Below are 23,304 nucleotides of genomic sequence, written 5' to 3' on the forward strand. Positions count from 1 at the left end.
CCGGCCGCACGGCCCGAGAACCGGTGGAGCTCCCGCGGACCCGGCGCGGTCGCGTCCGCACCGGGTCCGCGCCGCACCGTCAGCCCTGGGCGGCCAGCGTGATGTCCTGCCGGCGCAGCGCGTGGAAGCGGGGCAGGGGCAGGCCGCCATGGGGCTCGAGCTCCGTGATCGTGGCCTCCACATGGGCGGAGCCGGGCTTCAGGCCGGCCGAGCGGGTCGGGCCGGTGTTCCGCCAGGTGTGCAGGGCGCCGTCGCACACCGCACGGCTGCCGCCGATGCCGTAGCGGATGGCGTCGGCCTCCTGCTGGACGTTGGAGCTGATGTAGACCGGTCCGGTGCTGCCAAGGCAGCGGTAGGTGCCGGAGAGGGCGACGGTGCCGTCGGGGGCGATGGTGCCGACCACGTCGACGGTGAGGGCCTCGGTCGTGTCGGCGGTGGCGGCCTGGCCCGGCACGGCGAGCAGGAACAGGGCGGCACCGGCCGCCGCGGCCAGAGCGGGGCGAAGCAACATGGAAGACCTCCTGTGGTGGGGGGATTCCACTGGTACCGGGAGGACGGGCCCGCAGCCGTGACCGTCACTCCTTCGGTGGCGAGTCCGCACCGGTCGTCGGCGAACGGTCCTGGAGTTGTCCTGGTGCTGTCACGCTTCCCGCGGCACTCTGGCGGTGCCCGCGGGTGCGGGCGCATGGTCGTTCCACGCGAGGCCGACCGGACGGCCGGCCCGCACCGACGTGGAGGTGCGCCATGTGTTCCCACTCCTTCGCCGCCGCTTCGGCCGACGCCCACTCCCTGCACGTCGTCGCCGCCCACCCGGAACAGGGCTGGAACCTGCTGTGCGACGGCACGATCGTCTTCGACGACTCCGGTGAACTCCTCCCCGACGGCCGTGTGGTGGCCCCCCACCGCGTCCCGGCCGACCGGCTGACCGTCGCCGCCTGAGTCCGCCCCGCCCCTCGCGAGGCGTGGTCCGCGGGCACGACGAAGGTCACACCGGCCGTGACACCGATGGTGACCGGCCGTGACGGCGACGACCTAAAATGATCAACGTGTCCGACCAGCCCGCACCTCGGTCTCTCATCGTCACGCTCTACGGCGCCTACGGCCGCTTCGCGCCGGGCCCGCTGCCCGTCGCCGAACTGATCCGGCTGCTCGCCGCGGTCGGCGTCGACGCCCCCTCCGTACGCTCCTCGGTGTCCCGTCTGAAACGGCGCGGGCTGCTGCTGCCGGCCCGTACCGCGCAGGGCGCGGCCGGGTACGAACTCTCCCCCGAGGCCGTGCAGTTGCTCGACGACGGCGACCGGCGCGTCTACGCCTGGGCGCCGGACGCCGACGAGAGCTGGGTGCTCGCGGTGTTCTCCGTACCGGAGTCGGAGCGGCAGAAGCGGCACGTCCTGCGTTCCCGGCTGGCCGGACTGGGCTTCGGCACGGCCGCCCCGGGCGTGTGGATCGCCCCGGCCCGGCTGTACGAGGAGACCCGGCACACCCTGCAACGGCTGGGGCTCGACGGCTACGTCGACTTCTTCCGCGGTGAGCACCTCGGCTTCGCGCCGACCGTCGAGGCGGTCGCCCGCTGGTGGGACCTGACGGCCATCGCCGGGCAGCACAAGGCGTTCCTCGACCACCAGGAGAGCGTGCTGCGGTCCTGGCGGCAACGGCCGGACACCCCGCCCGAGGAGGCCTACCGGGACTACCTCCTCGCCCTGGACGCCTGGCGCCATCTGCCGTACGCCGACCCGGGACTGCCCGCCCGGCTGCTCCCGGGGGACTGGCCGGGGGCCCGTTCGGCGGCCGTGTTCCACGGGCTGCACGAGCGACTGCGGGACGCGGGCGCGGAGTTCGCCGGGGTGTGATCCCGTGGACACCGGGCGTCACTCAGCCAAACATCAGGTTCCTCAACAACTCCTCTCAGACTCCTTACCTACCGTTCGACGGGTTGTACGCCGGGTAGGAAAGAGGACTGTTGCGGATGACCAGCACGCCAAGGGCCGTCGCTCCGAGGGCCCAGGGGGCCACGGTCTGGCTCACGGGACTGCCGAGCGCCGGCAAGACGACGATCGCCCGCCTGCTCGGTGAGCGGCTGAAGGCCGAGGGACACCGCGTGGAGGTCCTGGACGGCGACGAGATCCGCCGCTTCCTCTCCGCCGGTCTCGGTTTCAGCCGCGCCGACCGCACCGCCAACGTGCAGCGGATCGGGCTGGTCTCGGAGGTCCTGGCGCGCAACGGCGTGCTGTCCGTCGTCCCCGTCATCGCCCCGTACGCCGACAGCCGCGAGGCGGTGCGGCTGCGGCACGAGAAGAGCGGGACGCCGTATCTCGAGGTGCATGTCGCCACCCCGGTGGAGGTGTGCAGCGAGCGGGACGTGAAGGGTCTGTACGCCCGGCAGGCGGCGGGTGAGCTGAGCGGGCTGACCGGGGTCGACGACCCGTACGAGGTGCCGGCGGCCCCCGCGCTCGTCCTGCCGACGCAGGAGCAGACGCCTCGGGAGTCGGCGGACGCGGTGTACACGCTGCTGACGGAACGGGGGCTGGTGTGAGCGGGTACACGCTCTCGCATCTGGACGCCCTGGAGTCCGAGGCGGTGCACATCTTCCGCGAGGTGGCGGGCGAGTTCGAGAACCCGGTGATCCTGTTCTCCGGCGGCAAGGACTCCATCGTCATGCTGCACCTCGCGCTGAAGGCGTTCGCCCCGGCCGCGATCCCCTTCTCGCTGCTGCACGTCGACACCGGGCACAACTTCCCCGAGGTGCTGGAGTACCGCGACCGGGTCGTCGCCGAGCACGCGCTGCGGCTGCACGTCGCCTCCGTGCAGGACTACATCGACCGCGGCGTGCTGCGCGAGCGGCCCGACGGCACCCGCAACCCGCTGCAGACCCTGCCGCTCACCGAGAGGATCCAGGCGGAGAGGTTCGACGCGGTCTTCGGCGGCGGACGCCGCGACGAGGAGAAGGCCCGCGCCAAGGAACGCGTGTTCAGCCTGCGCGACGAGTTCTCGCAGTGGGACCCGCGCCGGCAGCGGCCCGAACTGTGGAACCTGTACAACGGCCGCCACGCACCCGGCGAACACGTCCGCGTCTTCCCGCTGTCCAACTGGACCGAGCTCGACGTCTGGCAGTACATCGCCCGCGAGGACATCGCCCTGCCCGACATCTACTTCGCGCACTACCGCGAGGTGTTCCGGAGGGACGGGATGTGGCTCACGGCGGGCGAGTGGGGCGGGCCCGGGCCGGCCGAGACCGTGGAGAAGCGGCAGGTCCGCTACCGCACGGTCGGCGACATGTCCTGCACCGGCGCGGTGGACTCCGACGCCGACACCATCGAGAAGGTGATCTCCGAGATCGCCGCCTCCCGGCTCACCGAGCGCGGCGCCACCCGCGCCGACGACAAGATGTCCGAGGCCGCCATGGAGGACCGCAAGCGCGAGGGGTACTTCTAGTCATGACGCCACACCTCACCGTGGACACGCTCCGGTTCGCCACCGCCGGTTCCGTCGACGACGGCAAGTCCACCCTCGTCGGCCGGCTGCTGCACGACTCCAAGTCGGTCCTCACCGACCAGCTGGAGGCCGTGGAGACCGCGTCCCGCAACCGCGGGAAGGACGCGCCCGACCTGGCCCTCCTCACGGACGGGCTGCGGGCCGAGCGCGAGCAGGGCATCACGATCGACGTGGCGTACCGCTACTTCGCCACGCCCAGGCGGCGGTTCATCCTCGCCGACACCCCCGGCCATGTGCAGTACACCCGCAACATGGTCACCGGTGCCTCCACGGCCGAGCTGGCGATCATCCTGGTCGACGCCCGCAACGGCGTGGTCGAGCAGACCCGCCGGCACGCGGCGATCGCGGCCCTGCTGCGCGTCCCGCACGTCGTGCTCGCCGTCAACAAGATGGACCTGGTCGACTACCGGCAGGACGTCTTCGAGCGGATCGTGGAGGAATTCGCCGCGGACGCGTCCGAGTTCGGGCTGCCCGGCTTCACCCCGATCCCGGTGTCGGCGCTCGCCGGCGACAACGTGGTCGAGCGGTCGGCGCACATGGAGTGGTACGCCGGTCCGGCCCTGCTGGAGTTCCTGGAGAACGTGCCGGTCGGCACCGGGCCGGCCGACGCGCCCGCCCGGTTCCCGGTGCAGTACGTCATCCGGCACGGCGAGGTCCGCCACTACGCGGGCCAGCTGGTGTCGGGCGCGCTGCGCGTCGGCGACCGGGTGACCGTCCATCCGTCCGGGGAGACCTCCGAGGTCGCCGCCCTCGACGTACTCGGTGCGGACGTCGAGGTGGCGTACGCGCCGCAGTCGGTAGGGGTGCGGCTGGCGGACCAGCGGGACGTCTCACGCGGGGACATGATCACGGCGGGGGCCGGCGGGCCGACGCTCACCCGGGACGTGCGGGCGGCGGTGTGCCATCTGGCCGACCGTCCGCTGCGGGTCGGCGACCGGGTGCTGCTCAAGCACACCACGCGGACCGTCAAGGCGCTCGTGAAGGACCTCGGCGGGGCCTCCGGGCTGGCCGTGAACGACCTGGGCCGGATCACCCTGCGCACCGCGGAGCCGCTCGCGCTGGACGACTACGGGGTGTCGCGGCGCACCGGTGCGTTCATCCTGATCGATCCGGCCGACGGGGCGACGCTCACGGCGGGCATGGTGGAGCTCGGCTGAGACAGGCGTTCCGGGGTAAGTGTTCTTACCGCCCTTCCCTGCCGGGAGGGCGGTTTTCTCCTGTGCGGCCCGGTACGGCCCCCCGCAGTGTCACCGCTCGTCAATAACGCGGTAACAACGGGAGCAGGCAGGCGAGAGGGAGCGTTGGGCGGGGTAAGCCACCCGTTAGCCGTACCATTCCTGAAGTTGAAAGCAGGACCGCCTGATGTCGATCACGGGACCCTGCGCCAAGAACGGACTCGCCTTGCAAGATCGCCCCTCCGACTCGGCCGCCTCCTGGCGGATCGCACTGCCGCACTCCGCCGCGGCCGTGCCGGTGGCTCGTGCACTGGTCCGTACGGCGCTGGCGGAGCTGAAGCACGGTGCGGACCGGGACACCGCGGAGCTGCTGACGGCCGAGCTGGTCGCGAACGCCGTGGAGCACACCGCCGTCGGGGACGCCCCGATAGAGCTGGTGGTGGAGCTGCGGCCGAGCGGCTGCCAGGTCGAGGTGCACGACCACGATCCGATGCCGCCGGGCGACCTCACCCGGCCCTCGGGCGCGGAGCCCGACCCCTGGCAGGAGCACGGGCGGGGGCTGCTGCTGATCCGCGCCCTGAGTTCGTCGTGCGGGCACCGCCCCACCGACAAGGGCAAGGCGGTGTGGTTCCGGCTGGCCGTGGTGCCGCCGCAGTGGCGGCCGCGGCCCGAGTGAGGCGGCCCCGGGTCAGGCGAGGGTGGCGACCAGGACGGCCTTGATGGTGTGCAGCCGGTTCTCCGCCTCGTCGAAGACGACCGAGTGGACGGACTCGAAGACCTCGTCGGTGACCTCCAGCGAGTCCAGGCCGTGGGCCTCGAAGATCTCGCGGCCCACCTTGGTGCCGAGGTCGTGGAAGGCCGGCAGACAGTGCAGGAAGCGGACGTCCGGGTTGCCGGTGGCGCGCAGGACGTCCATGGTCACCGCGTACGGGCCGAGGGCGGCGATCCGCTCGTCCCAGACCTCCTTGGGCTCACCCATGGACACCCAGACGTCGGTGGCGACGAAGTCGGCGCCGAGCACGCCCTCCGTGACCGACTCGGTGAGCGTGACGCGGGCGCCGCTGGTCTCGGCCAGCTCCAGGGCCCGGTCGACGATCTCCTGAGCGGGCCAGTAGGTCTTGGGGGCGACGATCCGCACGTCCATGCCGAGCAGGGCGCCGGTGACGAGGTAGGAGTTGCCCATGTTGAAGCGGGCGTCGCCGAGGTAGGCGAAGGCGATGTCCGTCAGGGGCTTCGCGGTGTGCTCGGTCATCGTCAGGACGTCGGCGAGCATCTGGGTGGGGTGCCAGTCGTCGGTGAGGCCGTTGTAGACGGGCACCCCGGCGTGGGCGGCGAGCTCCTCGACCTTGTGCTGGCTGTCGCCGCGGTACTCGATGCCGTCGTACATCCGGCCCAGGACGCGCGCGGTGTCCTTGACGGACTCCTTGTGGCCGATCTGCGAGCCGGAGGGGTCGAGGTAGGTGGTGGAGGCGCCCTGGTCCGCGGCGGCGACCTCGAACGCGCAGCGGGTGCGCGTCGAGGTCTTCTCGAAGATCAGCGCGATGTTCTTCCCGCGCAGGTGCCGGACCTCGGTCCCGGCCTTCTTGGCGGCCTTCAGCTCGGCGGCCAGCTCGATCAGCCCGCGGAACTCCTCCCCGGTGAAGTCCAGCTCCTTGAGGAAGTGGCGGCCGGCGAGGGCGGTCGGGACAGTCGCCATGGGGGCGCTCCAGAGGTACGAGAACGGGACCGTGGAAGTCTATACGACAAGCGGCATTTCTATACAGCCCCGGCCTCCCCCGGTCCCCCGGTCCCCCGGTCCCCCGGTCCCCTGGTGGGCTACACGGCCCCCCGTTCGACCGGGCAGCTCATGCAGCGCGGCCCGCCCCGGCCCCGGCCCAGCTCGCTGCCCGGGATCTCGATCACCTCGATGCCCTGCTTGCGCAGATGGGTGTTGGTGGTGGCGTTGCGCTCGTAGGCGACGACGACGCCCGGTTCGACGGCGAGGACGTTGCAGCCGTCGTCCCACTGCTCGCGCTCGGCCGCGTGCACGTCCTGGGTGGCGGTGAGCACCCGGATCTCGTCGAGGCCGAGGGCGGCGGCGATCGCGCGGTGCATGTGCTCCGGCGGATGGTCGGTGACCTTCAGCTCCTTCTCGCCGACGCCCTGCTCGATGGTGTACGAGCGGAGCATGCCGAGGCCGGCGTACTGGGTGAAGGTGTCGCCGTCGACCATCGTCATCACGGTGTCGAGGTGCATGAAGGCCCGCCGCTTCGGCATGTCCAGGGCCACGATGGTCCGCGCCGAGCCCGCGGCGAACAGCTTGTGCGCGAGCATCTCCACGGCCTGCGGAGTGGTCCGCTCGCTCATGCCGATGAGCACGGCGCCGTTGCCGATGACGAGGACGTCGCCGCCCTCGATGGTCGACGGATAGTCCGCCTGCCCCTCGGACCAGACGTGGAACATCTCCGCGCGGAACAGGGGATGGTGCCGGTAGATCGCCTCGAAGTGCACGGTCTCCCGCTGCCGTGCGGGCCAGCGCATGGCGTTGACGGCGACGCCGTCGTAGATCCAGGCGGAGGTGTCGCGGGTGAAGAGGTGGTTGGGCAGCGGGGCGAGGAGGAAGTCGTCGAGCTCCATGACATGGAAGCGCACGGAGGTCGGCTCGGGGTTGGCCTCCAGGAACTCCCGTTTGGTCATACCTCCGACGAGACTCTCGGCCAGGTCGGCGGCGGACAGGTTCTCGAAGGCGGCCCGGAGGTGGTCGGTGGCGAGCACCCCGTACTCCTTCTCGTCGAAGACGCGGTCCAGGACGAGCGCGCGGGCCGCCGGGATCTCCAGGGCCTCGACGAGCAGATCGCCGAACAGATGGACCTCGACGCCCCGGTCCCGCAGGACGTCGGCGAACCCGTCGTGCTCGGCGCGCGCCCGGCGCACCCACAGCACGTCGTCGAAGAGCAGTGCGTCCTTGTTGCTGGGGGTGAGCCTTTTGAGCTCGAGATCCGGCCGGTGCAGGATGACGCGGCGCAGCCGCCCGGCCTCGGAGTCGACATGGAATCCCATGTCTCCATCCTGACCATCGGCGCCCGCCTTCACCCGCTCTTGCGCTGTTTCGCAACCGCTTGTTTTCGTCCTCTTGACGACAAGTGATCGTTCCGATTATCGTCGTGCTGACGAAAATCGGGCCGAGTGGCCCGCACAAGGCGAGGGGGGACCTCTCATGGCCGACATCACCCGCCGGCTGGGCCTGCGCCATCTGCGCGGCGCCCCGACGGCACACATCCGCCACCACCGCTCGGGCACCCTGGTGCACGACGGCCCCGGACTCAGCTTCTGGTTCCGCCCGCTCACCGCGGCGCTCTCCGAGGTGCCGGTCGACGACCGTGAGCTGACCATGACCTTCCACGCCCGCACGGTCGACTTCCAGGACGTCACCGTGCAGGCCACGGTGACCTACCGGATCAGCGACCCCGCCGTGGCCGCCGCCCGGCTCGACTTCTCCATCGACCCCGACACCGGTGTCTGGCGCGGCGCGCCCCTGGAGCAGCTCGGCACCCTGCTCACCGAGACCGCCCAGCAGCACGCGCTGGCCGTCCTCGCCCGGACACCGCTGTCGGCGGCGCTGGTCGACGGGGTGACGGCGGTACGGGAGCGGGTCACGGCGGGGCTGGCGGCGGAACCGCGCCTGCCGGCGACCGGCATCGAGGTGGTCGCCGTACGCGTCATGGCGCTGCGCCCGGAGCCGGAGGTGGAGCGCGCGCTGCGCACCCCGGCCCGCGAGCAGATCCAGCAGGAGGCCGACCGGGCGACGTACGAGCGGCGGGCGGTGGCGGTCGAGCGGGAGCGGACCATCGCCGAGAACGAACTCGCCAGCCGCATCGAACTCGCCCGCCGGGAGGAGCAGTTGGTCGAGCAGCGCGGCACCAACGCCCGCCGGGAGGCGGAGGAGACCGCGGCGGCGGACCGGGTACGGGCGGAGGCCGAGGCCACCCGGACGGTACGGCTGGCGGAGGCGGAGGCCGCCCGCTCGGTGAAGCTCGCCGAGGCCGAGGCGGCCAAGCAGGTGCATCTCGCCGACGCCGAGGCCCGGCGCACGGAGCGGCTGGCCGAGGCGGAGTCGGCGCGCACGGTGAAGCTCGCCGAGGCCGAGGCGGCCCGTGCGGTACGGCTCGCCCGGGCGGAGGCCGAGGCGGCCCGCGAGGTCGGCGAGGCGCGGGCGCAGGCCCAGGCGGCCTGGCTGCGGGTCCACGCGGACGTCGACGTCGCGACCCTGCACGCGCTGACCGGTACCCGGCTCGCGGAGAACCTGCCGCACATCGACAGCGTGACCGTCTCGCCGGACGTGCTGACCGGGCTGCTCGCCAAGCTCGGGGCCCGGCCGTGAGCCTCGCCCCCCGGGCCGTGCTGGTCCACCGCACCACCGAGTACGAGGAGTTGGTGGCCCGGCACGGCACCCACGGCCAGGCCGCCTTCTTCCTCTCCTCACGGGGCCGGGACATCGAGGAGGTCGCGCAGCGTCACCGCCGCACCGGGCGCGCGCTCGCGGAGGTGACCTCGGCGATCCCCCTGACCTGGCGTCGGACGCAGGTGGAGCGGGCCGACCTGGACCGCTTCCTGTTCGCGCCCGAGGACGTGGTGATCGTGGTGGGCCAGGACGGTCTGGTGGCGAACGTCGCCAAGTACCTCTCCGGGCAGCCCGTGGTCGGCGTCGACAGCGACCCCGGCCGCAACCCGGGCGTCCTGGTCCGCCACCGCCCCCGCGACGCCGGGGCGCTGCTGTCCTCGGTGTCCGCCTCCGCCACCGGGGTGTCCGAACTGACCATGGTCGAGGCCGTCGCCGACGACACCCAGCGGCTGCTGGCCCTCAACGAGATCTATCTGGGCGCCGCCGGTCACCAGACCGCCCGCTACCGCCTGGGCCTCGAGGACGACGGGGGTGTCGTCGAGGCCCAGGCCTCCTCCGGGGTGCTCGTCGGCACCGGCACGGGGGCCACCGGCTGGATCCGTTCGGTGTGGCAGGAGCGGGGCGGACGCCTCCGGCTGCCCGCGCCGACGGAGGAACGGCTGGTGTGGTTCGTACGGGAGGCCTGGCCGTCACCGGCGACGGGCACCTCGTGCGTGGCGGGCGAGCTGACCGCCGGGGGCCGGCTGACCCTCACCGTCGAGTCCGAGCGGATCGTCGCGTTCGGGGACGGCATCGAGAGCGACGCGGTGGAGCTGACCTGGGGACAGACGGTACGGGTGGGGGTGTGCGGGGAGCGCCTGCGGCTGGTGGGCTGAGACCGCGGACCGTGAGCCGATAGGGCGAAATACGGGGCCGGGGCGGCGCGTCACCCCAGGGGCGTGGGACATCTCCGGTAACCCGCCCCCTCGCTGACAGGAGCCTGCCGTGCCCCCCATACATACGATCCCGGGAAGGTGGCGCGCCCGCTGCGCCCTGACCGGGGTCCTCGCCGCCGTCGCGGTGCTGTGCGGAATGCTGCCCGCCGGTGCCCGCACCGGACTGAACTGGCTCACGCTGCCGTCGCTGCCCACGGCTCGCTACGACGTGGCCTCGGCCGCGGCGCCCTGCCCCCGCGGGCAGACCGGGAGCTGTCTCTACGCGGTCGGCGGCTACAACAACGGAAATCTGGCGACGGTGGAGTCGTACAACCGGAGCTCCAACACCTGGTCCCTGCTACCGCATCTGCCGAGCGCCCGCAGCAGCCTGGGGGCGGCCGCCGCGCCCTGCCCGGACGGACTGTCCGGGACCTGCCTCTACGCCCTCGGCGGCAGCGGGGGCAGCCGTTCGGTCAACTTCTTCAACCCGGCGGTCAACTCCTGGGGCAGCACCACCTCCCTGACCACGGGCCGCGCGGCCTTCGGGACGGCCTCCGCGCCCTGCCCGACGGGGCAGACCGGAACGTGCGTCTACGTGTTCGGTGGCATCGGCACCACCGTCCTGGCGAGCGCGGAGGTCTTCAACCCCGTCACCAGGTCCTGGACCACGCTCTCACCGCTGTCCGCGCCCCGCTACAACCTGGGCGCCGCGTCCGCCCCCTGCCCGCCCGGGCAGACGGGCACCTGCGTCTACGCGGTGGGCGGATCCGACGACAACAACCACGTCGTCGGCACCGTGGAGGCCTACAACCCGGTCACCCGCTCCTGGAGCAAGGTGGCGTCGCTGCCGACGCCCAGGGAAGGCCTGGGCGTGGCCGCCACGGGCTGCCCCCCGGGTCAGCAGGGGGTCTGTCTCTACACGACGGGCGGGGCGAACGAAACCGACGTCGTGGACACCGCCGAGTCCTACCACCCCGCCTCCGGCCTCTGGACCAGCCTGCCGTCGCTGCCGGCACCCCGCGGATACGCCGGAGCCGCGGCTCTCCCGTGTCCACCGGGGTCGACCGGGAACTGCGTCTACTTCGCCGGCGGCTACCGTGACGGCGGCCCGGCAGCCACCCTGGAGGCCCTCGACCCCCCGGTGACCACCGGACGCTGACTCACAGCCTCGGGTCCACCGGCTCCGACTCCAGGGCCAGCACCCCGAACACCGCCTCGTGGACGCGCCACAGCGGCTCGCCCTCGGCGAGGCGGTCCAGGGCCTCAAGACCGAGCACGTACTCGCGGATCGCCAGCGAACGCTTGTGGTTCAGGAAGCGTCCCCGCAGCCGGGCGAGGTGGTCGGGGCGGGTGTACTCCGGGCCGTAGATGATCCGGAGGTACTCCCGTCCCCGGCACTTGATGCCGGGCTGGACGAGCCGTCCCTCGCCACCCCGGACCAGGGCGCCGAGCGGCTTGACGACCATGCCCTCGCCGCCCCGGCCGGTCATCTCCAGCCACCAGTCGACGCCGGCCCGCACCGAGGCGGGGTCGGCGGTGTCGACGTACAGCCGGCCGGTGGTCTGCAGCAGACCGGTGGTGTCGTGCTCCACCAGCCGGTCCAGCAGGGCCAGTTGTTCGTCGTGGGGCAGGCCCGCGAGGCTGCGGCCCTGGACGGCGAGGAGCTGGAAGGGGGCCAGGCGCACACCGTCCAGACCGTCCGTCGTCCAGCAGTAGCGGCGGTACGCCTCCGTGAACGCGGCCGCGTCCAAGGCGCGTTCACGCTGCCGGGCGAGCAGGTCGCCGACGTCGACGCCCCGCGCAGCCGCCCCCTCCAGCGCGGCCAGCGCGCCCGGGAAGACGGCCCCCGAGGCCGCGCCGACCGCCGCGTACTGGGACCGCAGCAGCCCCGACGCCTTCAGCGACCACGGCATCAGCTCCGCGTCCAGCAGCAGCCAGTCCGTGTCGAGCCCGTCCCACAGGCCGGCCGCGTCCACCGCCGAGCGCACCCGGCCGAGGATCTCCTCGGTGACCGACGCGTCGTCGAAGAACGGGCGACCCGTACGGGTGTACAGCGACCCGGTGGGGCCATCGACGCCGAAACGCCTGCGCGCCGTCTCGGCGTCGCGGCACACCAGGGCCACCGCCCGCGAGCCCATGTGCTTCTCCTCGCACACGACCCGCTCCACGCCGTCCGCGGCGTACTGCGCGAACGCCTCCTCCGGATGCTCCAGATACCCCTCGACCCGGCTGGTCGCCGTGGGCGCCATGGTCGGCGGGAGGTACGGCAGCAGCCGTGGGTCGACCGCGAACCGGCTCATGACCTCCAGGGCGGCGGCCGCGTTCTCCTCACGGATCGAGATCCGCGCCTGGCCGTCGTAGCGGGTCTCGACGATCCGGCGGCCATGGACGTCCGCCAGGTCGAGCGGCCGCCCGTCGTGCCCACCGGGCGCCTCCGACCGCAGCGGCTTCACCGGCTCGTACCAGACCCGCTGCGCCGGTACGTCGACCAGTTCGCGCTCCGGCCAGCGCAGCGCGGTCAGTTTGCCGCCGAAGACGGCACCGGTGTCCAGGCAGATGGTGTTGTTCAGCCAGGTCGCCTCCGGGACGGGCGTGTGGCCGTAGACGACGGCCGCCCGGCCCCGGTAGTCCTCCGCCCACGGGTAGCGCACCGGCAGCCCGAACTCGTCGGTCTCGCCGGTCGTCTCGCCGTACAGCGCGTGCGAGCGGACCCGGCCGGAGGTGCGGCCGTGGTACTTCTCCGGCAGACCGGCGTGGCAGACCACCAGCCGGCCGCCGTCGAGGACGTAGTGGCTGACCAGTCCGTCGATGAACTCCCTTACCTCGGCGCGGAACTCCTCGCTCTCGCCCGCCATCTGCTCGACGGTCTCGGCGAGTCCGTGGGTGTGCTGGACCTTGCGGCCCTTGAGGTGACGGCCGTACTTGTTCTCGTGGTTGCCCGGGACGCACAGGGCGTTGCCCGACTTCACCATGGACATCACCCGGCGCAGCACCCCGGGGCTGTCCGGGCCGCGGTCGACGAGGTCGCCGACGAAGACGGCCGTACGGCCCTGCGGGTGGACGCCGTCGATGTAGCCCAACGTGGCCAGCAGCGACTCCAGTTCGGCGGCGCAGCCGTGGATGTCGCCGACGATGTCGAAGGGGCCGGTGAGGTGGGTCAGGTCGTTGAAGCGCTTCTCGGTGACGACGGTGGCGTGTTCCACGTCCTCGACGCCCCGCAGGACGTGCACCTTGCGGAAGCCCTCGCGCTCCAGGTGGCGCAGGGAGCGGCGGAGTTCGCGGGTGTGGCGCTGGATGACCCGGCGCGGCATGTCGGCGCGGTCGGTGCGGGCCGCGTTGCGCTCGGCGCACACCTCCTCCGGCACGTCGAGCACGATGGCGATCGGCAGTACGTCGTGCTGCTTGGCCAGGTCGATCAGCTGCCTGCGGGCGTCCTGCTGGACGCTGGTGGCGTCGACGACGGTGCGCCGGCCGGCGGCGAGCCGCTTGCCGGCGATGTAGTGCAGGACGTCGAAGGCGTCCCCGGTCGCACTCTGGTCGTTCTCGTCGTCGGAGACCAGGCCGCGGCAGAAGTCGGAGGAGATGACCTCGGTGGGCTTGAAGTGCCGGCGCGCGAAGGTGGACTTGCCCGAGCCCGAGGCGCCGATCAGCACCACGAGGGAGAGGTCGGTGACGGGGAGCACCCGGCCCTTGTTCGCTGTCTCGGTCATGCCGCCTTCGCCTCCTTCTCGTTCGTGGTGCGGGCCGTGAACACGGCCATCTGGGTGGGCGGGCCCACCTCGGGGTCGTCCGGGCCGACGGGGACGAACTCCACGGTGTAGCCGTGCCGTTCGGCGACCGCGGTCGCCCAGGCGCGGAACTCCTCGCGGGTCCACTCGAAGCGGTGGTCGCCGTGCCGGACGTGTCCGGCCGGGAGGGACTCCCAGCGGACGTTGTACTCGACGTTCGGGGTGGTCACGAGGACCGTGCGGGGGCGGGCCGCGCCGAACACCGCGTACTCCAGGGCGGGCAGTCTCGGCAGGTCGAGGTGTTCGATCACCTCGCTGAGCACGGCCGCGTCGTAGCCCTTGAGACGGGTGTCCGTGTACGCGAGCGAACCCTGCACGAGCCGGACGCGGGACGCCTGGCGCTCGCCCATCCGGTCCAGCTTCAGCCGACGGGCGGCGATGGTGAGGGCGCGCATCGACACGTCGACGCCGACGATCTCGGTGAACCGCGGGTCCTTCAGCAGCGCCTGCACCAACTGGCCCTGGCCGCAGCCGAGGTCGAGCACCCGGGCGGCACCGCCGGCGCGCAGCGCCTCGAGGATCGCGTCGCGGCGCTGGACGGCCAGCGGGGTGGGCTTCTCCTCGGTCTCCGCCTCGGCCCCGACCGCGTTGTCGATGTCCTCGACCGCGCTGTCGTCGGCCTCGGCGAGCCGCACCAGCTCCAGCCGCTCCATCGCCTGCCGGGTCAGCGACCAGCGGCGGGACAGATAACGGCTGGTGATCAGCCGCTGCTCGGGGTGCTCGGACAGCCAGCCCTCACCGGCCCGCAGCAGCTTGTCGACCTCGTCGGAGGCGACCCAGTAGTGCTTGGCGTCGTCGAGGACCGGCAGCAGCACATACAGGTGGCGCAGCGCCTCGGCGAGGGTGAGCGCCTCCGACTCCAGGACGAGCCGTACGTACCGCGAGTCGCCCCACTCGGGGAACGCGGTGTCGAGGACCACCGGGTCGGCGGTCACCGTCCAGCCGAGCGGTTCGAAGAGCCGGCTCACGAGGGCGGGGCCGCCGCGGGCGGGCAGCGCGGGCACCTCGATGCGCAACGGCCGGGGCTGCGCCGGGAGTTCGGGCTTCGCGGCGCACACGGCCCGCATCGCGCTGGAGAAGACGCCGCTCAGCGCGACGGCCAGCAGCGAGGAGGCCGCGTACGGGCGGTCGTTGACGTACTGGGCGAGCGCCGCGTCGGGGGCGCCGCCGCGGCCCTTGCCCTTGCCGCGCCGGACCAGCGCCACGGCATCCACCTCCAGCAGCAGCGCCGCCGTGCAGCGTTCCGCCTCGGCCTCGGGATAGAGGACGTGGGCCTTGCCGTAGGACGTGGAGAACGCCTGCGCCTTCCCGGGATGCTTGTGCAGCAGGTAGCCCAGGTCGGTCGCGGGGCGTTCGGGGGTGCCGGTGGTGGTGATCGTCAGGAACACGGTGGGTGCCTCGAAAGGTCGGGAAGGAGCGAAAGCGCTGGTCGTGCGCTTGTGCGCAGCTCCAACGTACAGAGGTGCGGGTCCGGGGGCGGGGGAATTTCTCGGCTAACGCTCGGCCGGCTTCCAGGCGCCGACACCGAGCCTGCCGGTGGTGCCGAGGTCGAGGTGGGGGGTGAGGGTGACCGGTGCGGCGCCGGAGGTCGCGCGGATCCGGACGTACGGGACGTTCACGGGGTCCGTGCCGGCGTCGGTGGTGTTGCGCCAGACCAGGCCGGAGACGGCGCTCTCGCCGGGCTTCAGGGTGAACGCGCGGGGCGGGTCGTCGTAGCCGGTGCCCGTGGTGATGCCGGCGCCGCCGTGCAGGATCCGCACCCCTTCGACCGGGGCGCGGTCCTCGTCGAGGAGGGTGAGCAGGGGGTAGCCGTCGAGCGTGTAGTCCTTCTCGCCGCAGTTCTCCAGGCGCAGTCCGACGACGCGCAGGCCCATCGCGGCATCGCCGTCGTCGGCGGTGACCCGGATCCCGGAGGCCGGGCAGACACCCGCCCCGGCCGGGGCCTCGGCCGCGGGGACCTTGGTGACCCGGGAGACCTTCACGGTGGTCACCGGGGAGGCGCCCGGGGCGAGGACCCCCAGGTCGACGGTCCCCCGCACGGTCCTGCCCGCGCCCACGTCCGGCACGGTCACCCGCTGGTTGCCCATGACCTCGCCCGCGCTCGTCGTGAAGTCGAAGAGGACGGTGTACGTCAGCGCCCCGGTGGTGTCGTTGGTGACCTCGTAGGCGGCGGAGACGCCGGAGTCGCCGGGGAGGCTGTCGGCGTGGACGCTCCAGTCGGAGGCACGGGGCGTGGGGGTGGCGGAGGGGATGGTCACGGCGGTGATCCGCACCCCGTCCACGGGCGGGGCGGTGACCGGGGTGCGGGGCGCCGGGGAGGCGGCTCCCACGCCGTCGCCGGTGTCGTCGCCCGCGCGTTCCGTGCCGCACGCCGTGGCGAGCAGGAGCACGGCCGCGACGGCCGGCAGGAGGCGGGGGCGGCGGAGGGTGCGGGGTGGGCGCATCCGGTCACCTCATCAGGAGGGACCCGTACGGACTGTGGCGGAGGCCATAGTTCCAGTCACAGGCGTGTCACAGATCACCGGACGCGCCGCCCCGCCGTGGAGCTACGACAGCTGCGACTGCACCTCGGCGGAGATCAGCTCCAGGTGGTCGAGGTCGTGCAGGTCGAGGACCTGGAGGTAGAAGCGGCGCGCGCCGGTCTCGGCGTAGCGGCCGATCTTCTCGACGACCTCGCCCGGGGTGCCGGCCAGTCCGTTGGTCTTCAGTTCGTCGACCTCCCGGCCGATGGCGGCGGCACGGCGGGCGACCTCCCGGTCGTCCTTGCCGACGCAGACGACGAGCGCGTTGGACAGGGTGATGGTGTCGGCGTCCCGGCCGAACTCCTCGGCGGCCGCCCGCACTCGGCCGAACTGGCGTTCACTGTCCTCGACCGAGCCGAAGGGCATGTTGAACTCGTCGGCGAACCGGGCCGCCAGACGCGGCGTGCGGCTCGCTCCGTGGCCGCCGATCAGCACGGGGATCTTGGGCTGTGCGGGCTTGGGCAGCGCGGGCGAGCGGGTGAGGTCGTAGTACTCGCCGTGGAAGTCGAAGGTCTTGCCGGGCTCGGTGCCCCACAGGCCGGTGACGATCTCGAGCTGCTCCTCGAGGCGGCCGAACTTCTCCTTCGGGAAGGGGATGCCGTACGCGGTGTGCTCCTCCTCGAACCAGCCCGCGCCGAGGCCCAGTTCGACCCGGCCGCCGGACATCTGGTCCACCTGCGCGACCTGGAGGGCGAGAACTCCGGGCAGCCGGAAGGTGGCGGCGGTCATGAGCGTGCCGAGGCGTATGCGGCGGGTCTCACGGGCGAGGCCGGCCAGGGTGATCCAGGCGTCCGTGGGACCGGGCAGACCGTCGACGTCGCCCATCTTCAGATAGTGGTCGCTACGGAAGAAGGCGTCGAAGCCGAGGTCTTCGGTGGCCTTCGCCACGGTGAGGAGGGTGTCGTAGGTGGCGCCCTGCTGGGGCTCGGTGAAGATACGAAGATCCATGCCCCCCATCCTGCACGTCGGCCGAAGGGGCTGCGGCGCTTCCTACCGCTCCGGTAACACCACTCCCTCCTTCTCGCTTCTGTCCTCCCTGTCCTCCCTGTCCTCCCGCTCCTCTCTCGCCGCCAGCTTGCGCAGCATCTCCAGGACGCGGTCCCGGGATTCGTCGGCCGCGTCGATGGCCTCCATGCACTGCCAGTACGTGCCCTGGTCGTCCGCCGCGCTGGCGAGGGCGACGAGGGCGATGCCGACCTCGCCGAGCAGACCGCCGAGGTCGAGCAGGGCCGCGCGGGCGTCGTCCAGCGCGGTGAGCTGTGCGGCGCGCAGGTCGGCGTGGTCGAGGTCGGGGGCGTCCAGCACCCCGCAGCCCCGGCCCGCCAACTCGGTCAGTCCGAGGGCCTCGCCGCGCAGTTCGGGCGGGCCCGAGACGGCGAGACGACTGCCTATCGCCTGCGCCAGGGCCTGGGCCTGCCACACCTCCGTGAGAATCTCCACGCCTCCGACGCTGCCCACGAGCGCGCGCCTGCTGGTCAGGATGAGCCGCACCGCGTCCATGCGCCACCCCCGTCTGTTCCGACGTGCTCCACGCACGTCCGCCCGAACTCCCTTGCGCACCGCCCTCGCGCACAGAGAGCGTTCCACTACCCAGAGTGAAGGTCTGTGGGGCGAAAAGCCAGAGGAAGACGGAAATCTGTGGACAACAAATCGGTTTCGGACCCCGCCATGACTCCGGAGAGTGAAAGCGGACCGTGAGAGTCCCGCAACGGTCTACGGCGCCGGGAACCTGCGTTCGTTGCGGTCGATCTTCGCGTCCAGGGCGGCGAGCGGATCGATGCCGAGCACCTCGCACAGTTGCAGCAGATAGGCGAGGACGTCGGCGACCTCGTCCGTCACCCGGTGGGCGGTCTCGGGGTCGTCCATGACCCGCGCCGACTCCTCGGGGGTCAGCCACTGGAAGATCTCGACGAGTTCGGAGGCCTCCACGCTGAGCGCGGAGGCGAGGTTCTTGGGGGTGTGGAAGGGCTGCCAGTTCCGCGCGGCCGCGAACTCGGCCAGTCTGCGCTGGAGTTTCGCCAGGTCCAGGTCGTGTGTCACACACCCAGGTGTACCACCGTCACCCCCTCGGTCCGGACGGCGTACGACGGGTCGCTCACGGCTCCGACGCAGCGGATGTGTCCCCGCTCCGCCATGCGCACGGCCAGCCGCAGCAGGTCCGCGCGCTGGCGTGGGTCCAGGCCGCGGTCGAGGTTGTCGGAGAGCAGGGTGAGCGTCTGCATCGCGGAGGGCACCTCGCCGGCCGTGTCCAGGTCGAGGACGCCGGGGCCGGTGAGGAGGACCAGGGCGAGGGCGAGGTAGCGCAGTTCGCCGTAGCCGAGCCGGGCCAGTTCCGTGCCGGTGCCGCCGCGGCGGTCGAGCAGCGCGCGGACCGTGCCGTCGGGCAGGGTTTCGGCCCGCAGGTCGACGACCTGTCCGGCGCAGCCGGCGTCGAGGGCGGCGACCAGGTGCGCGTGGCGGCGGGCGCACTCCTCGCGGGTGCGCCCGAGCACGTCGGCGAGGTTGTCGCAGCCGGCGAGGAGCCGGCCGGAGCCGACGGGCACCGGGGCGCCCATCCACTCGGGCTGGGGGTCGCAGACGAAGACGGACCTGAGGGCGACGACCATCTGTTCGGCGGCGGCGAGCACCCGACGCTGTCCGTCGGTCTTGCCGGCGACGCGCAGCGGCAGCAGGGCGGTGCCGAGGCGGTCGTCGGGGAGCGGGGCGCGGGTGACGGGGGCGGATCCGCCGGTGTGCCAGGCGGCCTGCACCGTACGGCGGCCCGGATCGCGCAGCGCGGTCTCCAGCAGCACCAGCCCGTCGGTGCTCAGCCGCTCCCCCACGATCCGCAGCTCGGGTTCGGCCTGTACGGCGACGTCGAGGCGGACGGGGCCCTCGGGGCCGTCGGCGGTGCAGCCGATCCGGAAGCCGCGGCGGCGCTGGGCGTCGGGGCGGGCCCCTTCGGGGACGCAGGCGAGGGGGTCAGGGAAGACGTCCGAGACCCGGGCCCCGCCGCCGAGCCGCGCCAGTGCCTCGTAGGCCCGTACCGCCGTGGTCTTGCCGCTCCCGCTGGGCCCCGCCAGCACGGTCACCGCCCCCAGCCCCAACCGCACCCGCCGATGCCCCGCGAAGGCCCCCATCCGTAACTCGACCACACAGGGCCGCAGCGGCCGCCGAACGGGACCGCCGGACGAAGGTGTGCCCTGGGTGCCGACGGGGGCGCCGAGAGCGGGCGAGCCGCCGGAGCGGCCGGGACCGCCGGGGGCAGCCACCGTCTGCGGACGGCCGGCGCCGCCGGGAGCGGGCGTGTTCCCGGGAGCGACGCGGGCGGTGGGCAGCGGGGTGCCGTCGGGGCGGTGGGGGCTGGTGGAGGCGGGGGGCGCGGTCATATGCGGACGGTAGGGCCGCGTCCGCCGGGCGAACCGTTCCGGCCCCGTCGACTTCCTACGATCGAGCGACACCCGCCGCTGACACGGCCCGCCACCCGCCGCTGACACAGCCCGCCCGGCACGCCCGGGTCGCACGCCGAGCGGCCGTCCCGCTACACCCCCGCGCCCTCCATGAGGCCGCTCACCTCTGTGCCCGGTGGGGTGAGCAGGAAGACGTTGCGGTCCACCCGGTGCATGCCGCTGGCGAGGCCGAAGACGACTCCCGTGGAGAAGTCCAGGACGCGTTTGGCCACGTCGGTCTCCGCGCTGGTGAGGTCGAGGAGGACCGGGATGCCCGCCATCAGGGTCTCGGCGACCTCGCGGGCGTCGGCGAAGACGTTGACCCGCAGCACGACGAAGCGCCGCCGGGTCTCCGTCACGTCGTCGGGGAGCGAGCGGTGGTTCACCGCCGACGGCCAGGCGTCCCGGCCCCGCAAGGGAACGACCTGGGCGAGCCCTTCCCACTGTTCATCGGTGACGTCGTACCGGTTCACCGGATCCCCCCGAACTGACTCGCACTCAATGCCTGCACCAGCCAATTCTTACGCCAAGTCACCCGTTCGGCCCAACAGCGACACGGACGGCGACCGCCTCGGACGTCCCAGGGACGCTTCTTACCGCGCACACACCGGAATCTTCACGTCAGGCAGCGGCGTGTTCACCGAGCGCGACTATGTTCCCTTGCCGTGCACTTGGCAGAAACCTCGCTGGTGACACCCGGTCGGCGGACGCTGTCGGCGGTGTCCGCCCTTCCGGAGCCCCCCGCACAGTGGCACCGTGTGCTGACCCTGCTCTCGGCCGCCAGTCTCTTCATCGGCACCCGCTCGGTGTGGTCGACGGCCGCGAGCCACAAGGTCGTCGTGGCCGCCGTCATCTCGGTCTGCTACGCGTCGATCCTGGTCTGCGGGGTGCTCCCGCTCATCGTGCGCCGGGCCCGGTCGCTGGCCCGCGTCGACCTGTGCGTGCTGATCACCGCCGTGGTGCTGGTGCTGTGCGCGTGGGCGGTGTACCACCAGGGCGGCGACGAGGCGGTGCTCACCACCCAGGCCGCCCACGAGATCGCCGCGGGGCGTCCCGTCTACGACCGGCCGTGGCCCTGGCTGTTCGGCCACGGCACGGTCGCCCTCACCCCGACCGTGTACGGCGGCTACGACTTCACGTACGGCTATCCCCCGCTCGCCCCCCTGCTCACCGTGCCGCTGCTGTGGCTCGGGCACGGCGGCGCCCCGGCGACGGCCACGGCGACCGGCGCGCTGCTCGTGGGCGCGGTGACGCTGTGGCGGATGCTGCCCGCGCCCTGGCGGCCGGCCGCGACCATGGCGTGCCTCGGTTTCTCGTTCCTGCCGATGTACGGGCGGCAGGGCTATCCGGCGATCCTCGCGCTGGCGCTGCTGCTGCCGGCGGTGGTGCGCTGGCCGCGGACCGGGCGGGGCGGGCTGCTCGGCCGGGCGGGCGTGGCGCGGGCCGCGTGCCTCGGCGCGGCCTGCGCCGCCCAGCAGCTGTCGTGGTTCGTGGTGCCGTTCCTGCTGGCCGGGATCTACGCGCTGCGCCGCGGTGAGCTGGGCCCGCGCGCGGCGGCGGGCGTGCTGCTGCGGATCACCGGGGTCGCCGCCACCGTGTGGCTGCTGATCAACACGTACTTCCTGGCGCAGCAGCCGGCGGCCTGGCTGCGGGGGATCGCGCTGCCGCTGACGCAGGGCGCGGTGCTGCACGGCCAGGGGCTGATCGGCGTCTCGCTGTACCTCACGGACGGCAGCGACCGGATCGACTGGTACGGGCATGCGAGTCTGCTGCTGGCGGCGGGGCTGCTGGCGCTGTTCGTGCTGTTCGTACGGCGGTTGGGGCCGGCCGCGACCGTGCTGCCCTGGTGCGCGTTCTTCCTGGCGACGCGTTCCCAGGACGGCTACTACCTGATGATGACGCCGCTGTGGCTGGCGTCCGCGGTCACCGCGCCGTTGCCGGAGTTCGCCGGCGCGTGGCAGCCGAGGCCCCGGCCGCTGGTGGGTCCGGGGCGGCGTCCGGCCCGGGTCGCCGCGGCGGTGCTGGTGCTGCTGCCCGCCCTGGCGAGCGCGACGGCGGCGGCCACCGGGTCGCCCCCGCTGCGGATGCGGGTGACGGCGGTCCGGCGCCCCTCGGCGACCACCGTGACGCTGATGACCGTGCGGGTCACCAACTCCGGTGGCAGTGCGCTGAGTCCGCACTTCACCCTCACCACCGGCCAGGGCATGGACCCGTACTGGATCGTGGTCGCGGGACCGCGCACCCTGCCCGCCCACACCACGGTGAGCTATGAACTCCGGCCGCCCAGAAAGAGGTTCCACCTTCCCCGGCCGAGCGTGCGGATCCGGCTGCGGGCCTTCACGGCGGATCCGCAGACGCTGTCGAGCGCGGACGTGGGCACCGCGCTGCGGACTCGCCCGTGAGGTGATGGTTCGTCAGGCCGTCACGCGGGTGAAGCGGAGCGTGCCGGTGACCGTCGTCAGGCCCTTGATCATGCCGAGTTGGTTCCAGCCCAGGCCGAACTCGGCCCGGTCGACGGTGAACTCCGCCTCCAGGGTGAGGGCGTCGGCGCTCGCGCCGGTCAGCTTCGCGGTGAAGGAGTGCGGCCGGCTGATGCCGCGCACGGTGAGCTGACCGGACACCTGGACCGAGTCGGCGCCGCGCAGCTCGGCGGACCGCACGACGTAGGTGATCTCGGGGTGGTTCGCGGCGTCGAAGAAGTCGGCGCCGCGCAGGTGCTCGTCGCGCTTGGCGTTCTTCGTGTCGAGGGAGGCCACGTCCAGGGTGAGCGTGCCGCCGGCGGAGCCGTCGGCCGCCACCTCTCCCCCGCCGCGCAGGGCGCCGAAGGCGCCCTTCACGGTCACCAGGCCCCACATCGTCTTGTGCTTCAGTGCGACGGCGGAGGCGCCGGTGTCGAGCTGCCAGAGTCCGGTTTCCACGGCGACGGTCATGGTCTTTTCCTGTCCAAGAGGTGATTCAAATTTGGATGACCCGCACGCTAGCCGACTATCCAAAACTGAACAACCCCCGTCGTCCAAAATTGGACCACGGTTACACTCGATGCATGGCCGACCCCGAGGAGCACACCCCCGACCTGCCGCAGTGCCCGTCCGCCCGGGGCACCGGGCTGCTGCCGCCCGAGCTGCGCGCCTGGATGGTGCTGCTCGCCGCGACGGGAGCCGTGGAGCAGCGGCTGCGGGCGGTGGTGAAGGAGCGGCTGGACGTCTCGCACGACGAGTTCCTGATCCTGTGCCTGCTGGCGGAGCACCCCGAGGAGGGCCTGCGCATGACGCGGGTCGCCGAGCTGCTGGGCCGCCCCAAGACCCGGCTGACCTACCAGGTGGCCTGCCTCCAGCACGCCGGCCTGGTCACCCGCAGAGCGGTCTGCGGCGACAAGCGGGGCGTGGCGATCGCCCTCACCGACAAGGCCCGCACCCTCCTGTGGGAGGCCTCCGGCGCCCTCGCCGGGACGGTCACCGCCGCGCTGGCGCAGGTCATGGGTCCCGAACAGTGCGCGGCGATGAGCGGGCTGGTCCGGGAGACCGGTGCGGAGCCGGAGGCGGACGCGGGGCCGGGGGCGGGGGCGGAGGCGGGCGCCGGGCCGGAAACGGGCGTGGTGCCGGAG

22 protein-coding genes and 1 pseudogene are annotated in these 23,304 nt (G+C 72.7%); 11 read left to right on the forward strand and 12 right to left on the reverse strand.

Translation table 11 applies throughout. From position 1 onward, the window contains the following. Window positions 1-79: 79 nt before the first annotated feature. Window positions 80-511: a DUF6299 family protein gene (locus OG852_RS13415; protein ID WP_330348041.1), complete on the reverse strand. Its 432-nt coding sequence runs from the start codon at window positions 509-511 to the stop codon at window positions 80-82. A gap of 233 nt (window positions 512-744) precedes the next feature. Between OG852_RS13415 and OG852_RS13420 the strand changes: the two genes are divergently transcribed. The 6 genes from OG852_RS13420 to OG852_RS13445 all read left to right on the forward strand — a co-directional run bounded on the left by OG852_RS13420 (window position 745) and on the right by OG852_RS13445 (window position 5,343). Then, a complete protein-coding gene (locus OG852_RS13420; RefSeq protein WP_133914146.1) occupies window positions 745-939 on the forward strand; it encodes a DUF5999 family protein in 195 nt (64 codons plus the stop codon). A 98-nt stretch (window positions 940-1,037) separates the two neighbouring features. Beyond that, window positions 1,038-1,850 carry a PaaX family transcriptional regulator gene (locus tag OG852_RS13425; RefSeq protein WP_133914145.1) on the forward strand — a complete coding sequence of 271 codons (813 nt, stop codon included), beginning with the start codon at window positions 1,038-1,040 and terminating at the stop codon, window positions 1,848-1,850. A gap of 116 nt (window positions 1,851-1,966) precedes the next feature. Beyond that, the gene (gene cysC, locus OG852_RS13430; protein WP_330348042.1) at window positions 1,967-2,533 is read left to right on the forward strand and encodes an adenylyl-sulfate kinase; all 567 of its coding nucleotides are present in this window, start codon (window positions 1,967-1,969) and stop codon (window positions 2,531-2,533) included. Next, on the forward strand, window positions 2,530-3,432 hold the full coding sequence (cysD, locus tag OG852_RS13435) for a sulfate adenylyltransferase subunit CysD (protein ID WP_330348043.1): 903 nt from the start codon (window positions 2,530-2,532) through the stop codon (window positions 3,430-3,432). Before cysC ends, cysD begins: the two co-directional genes overlap by 4 nt. A gap of 2 nt (window positions 3,433-3,434) precedes the next feature. Then, window positions 3,435-4,649 carry a sulfate adenylyltransferase subunit 1 gene (locus tag OG852_RS13440; RefSeq protein ID WP_330348044.1) on the forward strand — a complete coding sequence of 405 codons (1,215 nt, stop codon included), beginning with the start codon at window positions 3,435-3,437 and terminating at the stop codon, window positions 4,647-4,649. Window positions 4,650-4,854: 205 nt separating this feature from the next. Next, on the forward strand, window positions 4,855-5,343 hold the full coding sequence (locus tag OG852_RS13445; RefSeq protein ID WP_133914141.1) for an ATP-binding protein: 489 nt from the start codon (window positions 4,855-4,857) through the stop codon (window positions 5,341-5,343). A 12-nt stretch (window positions 5,344-5,355) separates the two neighbouring features. Here OG852_RS13445 and argF read toward each other — a convergent pair whose 3' ends face one another. Both argF and OG852_RS13455 read right to left on the reverse strand, forming a co-directional pair. After that, window positions 5,356-6,363 (reverse strand): ornithine carbamoyltransferase, encoded by a 1,008-nt coding sequence (argF, locus tag OG852_RS13450; protein WP_133914140.1) that lies wholly within the window; start codon window positions 6,361-6,363, stop codon window positions 5,356-5,358. A 119-nt stretch (window positions 6,364-6,482) separates the two neighbouring features. Continuing rightward, the gene (locus OG852_RS13455) at window positions 6,483-7,706 is read right to left on the reverse strand and encodes an arginine deiminase (RefSeq protein ID WP_133914139.1); all 1,224 of its coding nucleotides are present in this window, start codon (window positions 7,704-7,706) and stop codon (window positions 6,483-6,485) included. 157 nt (window positions 7,707-7,863) lie between these two features. Between OG852_RS13455 and OG852_RS13460 the strand changes: the two genes are divergently transcribed. The 3 genes from OG852_RS13460 to OG852_RS13470 all read left to right on the forward strand — a co-directional run bounded on the left by OG852_RS13460 (window position 7,864) and on the right by OG852_RS13470 (window position 11,121). Beyond that, entirely contained in the window at window positions 7,864-9,027 is a 1,164-nt protein-coding gene (locus OG852_RS13460; RefSeq protein ID WP_330348045.1) for an SPFH domain-containing protein, read from the forward strand. Further along, on the forward strand, window positions 9,024-9,923 hold the full coding sequence (locus OG852_RS13465; protein WP_330348046.1) for a hypothetical protein: 900 nt from the start codon (window positions 9,024-9,026) through the stop codon (window positions 9,921-9,923). Before OG852_RS13460 ends, OG852_RS13465 begins: the two co-directional genes overlap by 4 nt. A 109-nt stretch (window positions 9,924-10,032) precedes the next feature. Next, window positions 10,033-11,121, forward strand: a complete 1,089-nt coding sequence (locus OG852_RS13470; RefSeq protein WP_133914136.1) for a Kelch repeat-containing protein — start codon at window positions 10,033-10,035, stop codon at window positions 11,119-11,121. Window position 11,122: 1 nt separating this feature from the next. On the opposite strand, the gene OG852_RS13475 is transcribed toward OG852_RS13470, so the two are convergent. The 8 genes from OG852_RS13475 to OG852_RS13510 form a co-directional block, all read right to left on the reverse strand. Further along, window positions 11,123-13,672, reverse strand: coding sequence for a polynucleotide kinase-phosphatase (locus tag OG852_RS13475; RefSeq protein ID WP_330348047.1), 2,550 nt, complete (start codon window positions 13,670-13,672; stop codon window positions 11,123-11,125). Beyond that, on the reverse strand, window positions 13,669-15,138 hold the full coding sequence (locus tag OG852_RS13480; RefSeq protein ID WP_133914134.1) for a 3' terminal RNA ribose 2'-O-methyltransferase Hen1: 1,470 nt from the start codon (window positions 15,136-15,138) through the stop codon (window positions 13,669-13,671). Before OG852_RS13480 ends, OG852_RS13475 begins: the two co-directional genes overlap by 4 nt. Before the next feature lie 105 nt (window positions 15,139-15,243). Next, window positions 15,244-16,194 carry a DUF4232 domain-containing protein gene (locus tag OG852_RS13485; RefSeq protein WP_133914133.1) on the reverse strand — a complete coding sequence of 317 codons (951 nt, stop codon included), beginning with the start codon at window positions 16,192-16,194 and terminating at the stop codon, window positions 15,244-15,246. A gap of 102 nt (window positions 16,195-16,296) precedes the next feature. Then, the gene (locus OG852_RS13490; RefSeq protein WP_133914132.1) at window positions 16,297-17,220 is read right to left on the reverse strand and encodes an LLM class F420-dependent oxidoreductase; all 924 of its coding nucleotides are present in this window, start codon (window positions 17,218-17,220) and stop codon (window positions 16,297-16,299) included. Window positions 17,221-17,262: 42 nt separating this feature from the next. Then, window positions 17,263-17,772: a DUF6099 family protein gene (locus tag OG852_RS13495; RefSeq protein WP_330348048.1), complete on the reverse strand. Its 510-nt coding sequence runs from the start codon at window positions 17,770-17,772 to the stop codon at window positions 17,263-17,265. A 213-nt stretch (window positions 17,773-17,985) separates the two neighbouring features. Then, on the reverse strand, window positions 17,986-18,312 hold the full coding sequence (locus OG852_RS13500; protein WP_133914130.1) for a nucleotide pyrophosphohydrolase: 327 nt from the start codon (window positions 18,310-18,312) through the stop codon (window positions 17,986-17,988). Beyond that, window positions 18,309-19,391, reverse strand: a complete 1,083-nt coding sequence (locus tag OG852_RS13505) for an ATP-binding protein (RefSeq protein ID WP_330351442.1) — start codon at window positions 19,389-19,391, stop codon at window positions 18,309-18,311. The genes OG852_RS13500 and OG852_RS13505 overlap by 4 nt, the downstream gene beginning before the upstream one ends. 401 nt (window positions 19,392-19,792) lie before the next feature. After that, the gene (locus OG852_RS13510) at window positions 19,793-20,173 is read right to left on the reverse strand and encodes a cell division protein SepF (RefSeq protein ID WP_133914129.1); all 381 of its coding nucleotides are present in this window, start codon (window positions 20,171-20,173) and stop codon (window positions 19,793-19,795) included. Between the two features lie 192 nt (window positions 20,174-20,365). On the opposite strand from OG852_RS13510, the gene OG852_RS13515 reads away from it, so the two are divergent. Further along, window positions 20,366-22,102 (forward strand): hypothetical protein, encoded by a 1,737-nt coding sequence (locus tag OG852_RS13515; RefSeq protein ID WP_443064525.1) that lies wholly within the window; start codon window positions 20,366-20,368, stop codon window positions 22,100-22,102. Between the two features lie 12 nt (window positions 22,103-22,114). Here OG852_RS13515 and OG852_RS13520 read toward each other — a convergent pair whose 3' ends face one another. Then, entirely contained in the window at window positions 22,115-22,630 is a 516-nt protein-coding gene (locus tag OG852_RS13520; protein ID WP_330348049.1) for a YceI family protein, read from the reverse strand. A gap of 113 nt (window positions 22,631-22,743) precedes the next feature. On the opposite strand from OG852_RS13520, the pseudogene OG852_RS13525 reads away from it, so the two are divergent. Then, window positions 22,744-23,235, forward strand: a pseudogene (locus tag OG852_RS13525) (MarR family winged helix-turn-helix transcriptional regulator); the annotation flags it as partial. Window positions 23,236-23,304 lie beyond the last annotated feature (69 nt).

Source organism: Streptomyces sp. NBC_00582, assembly GCF_036345155.1.
Taxonomy (GTDB): domain Bacteria; phylum Actinomycetota; class Actinomycetes; order Streptomycetales; family Streptomycetaceae; genus Streptomyces.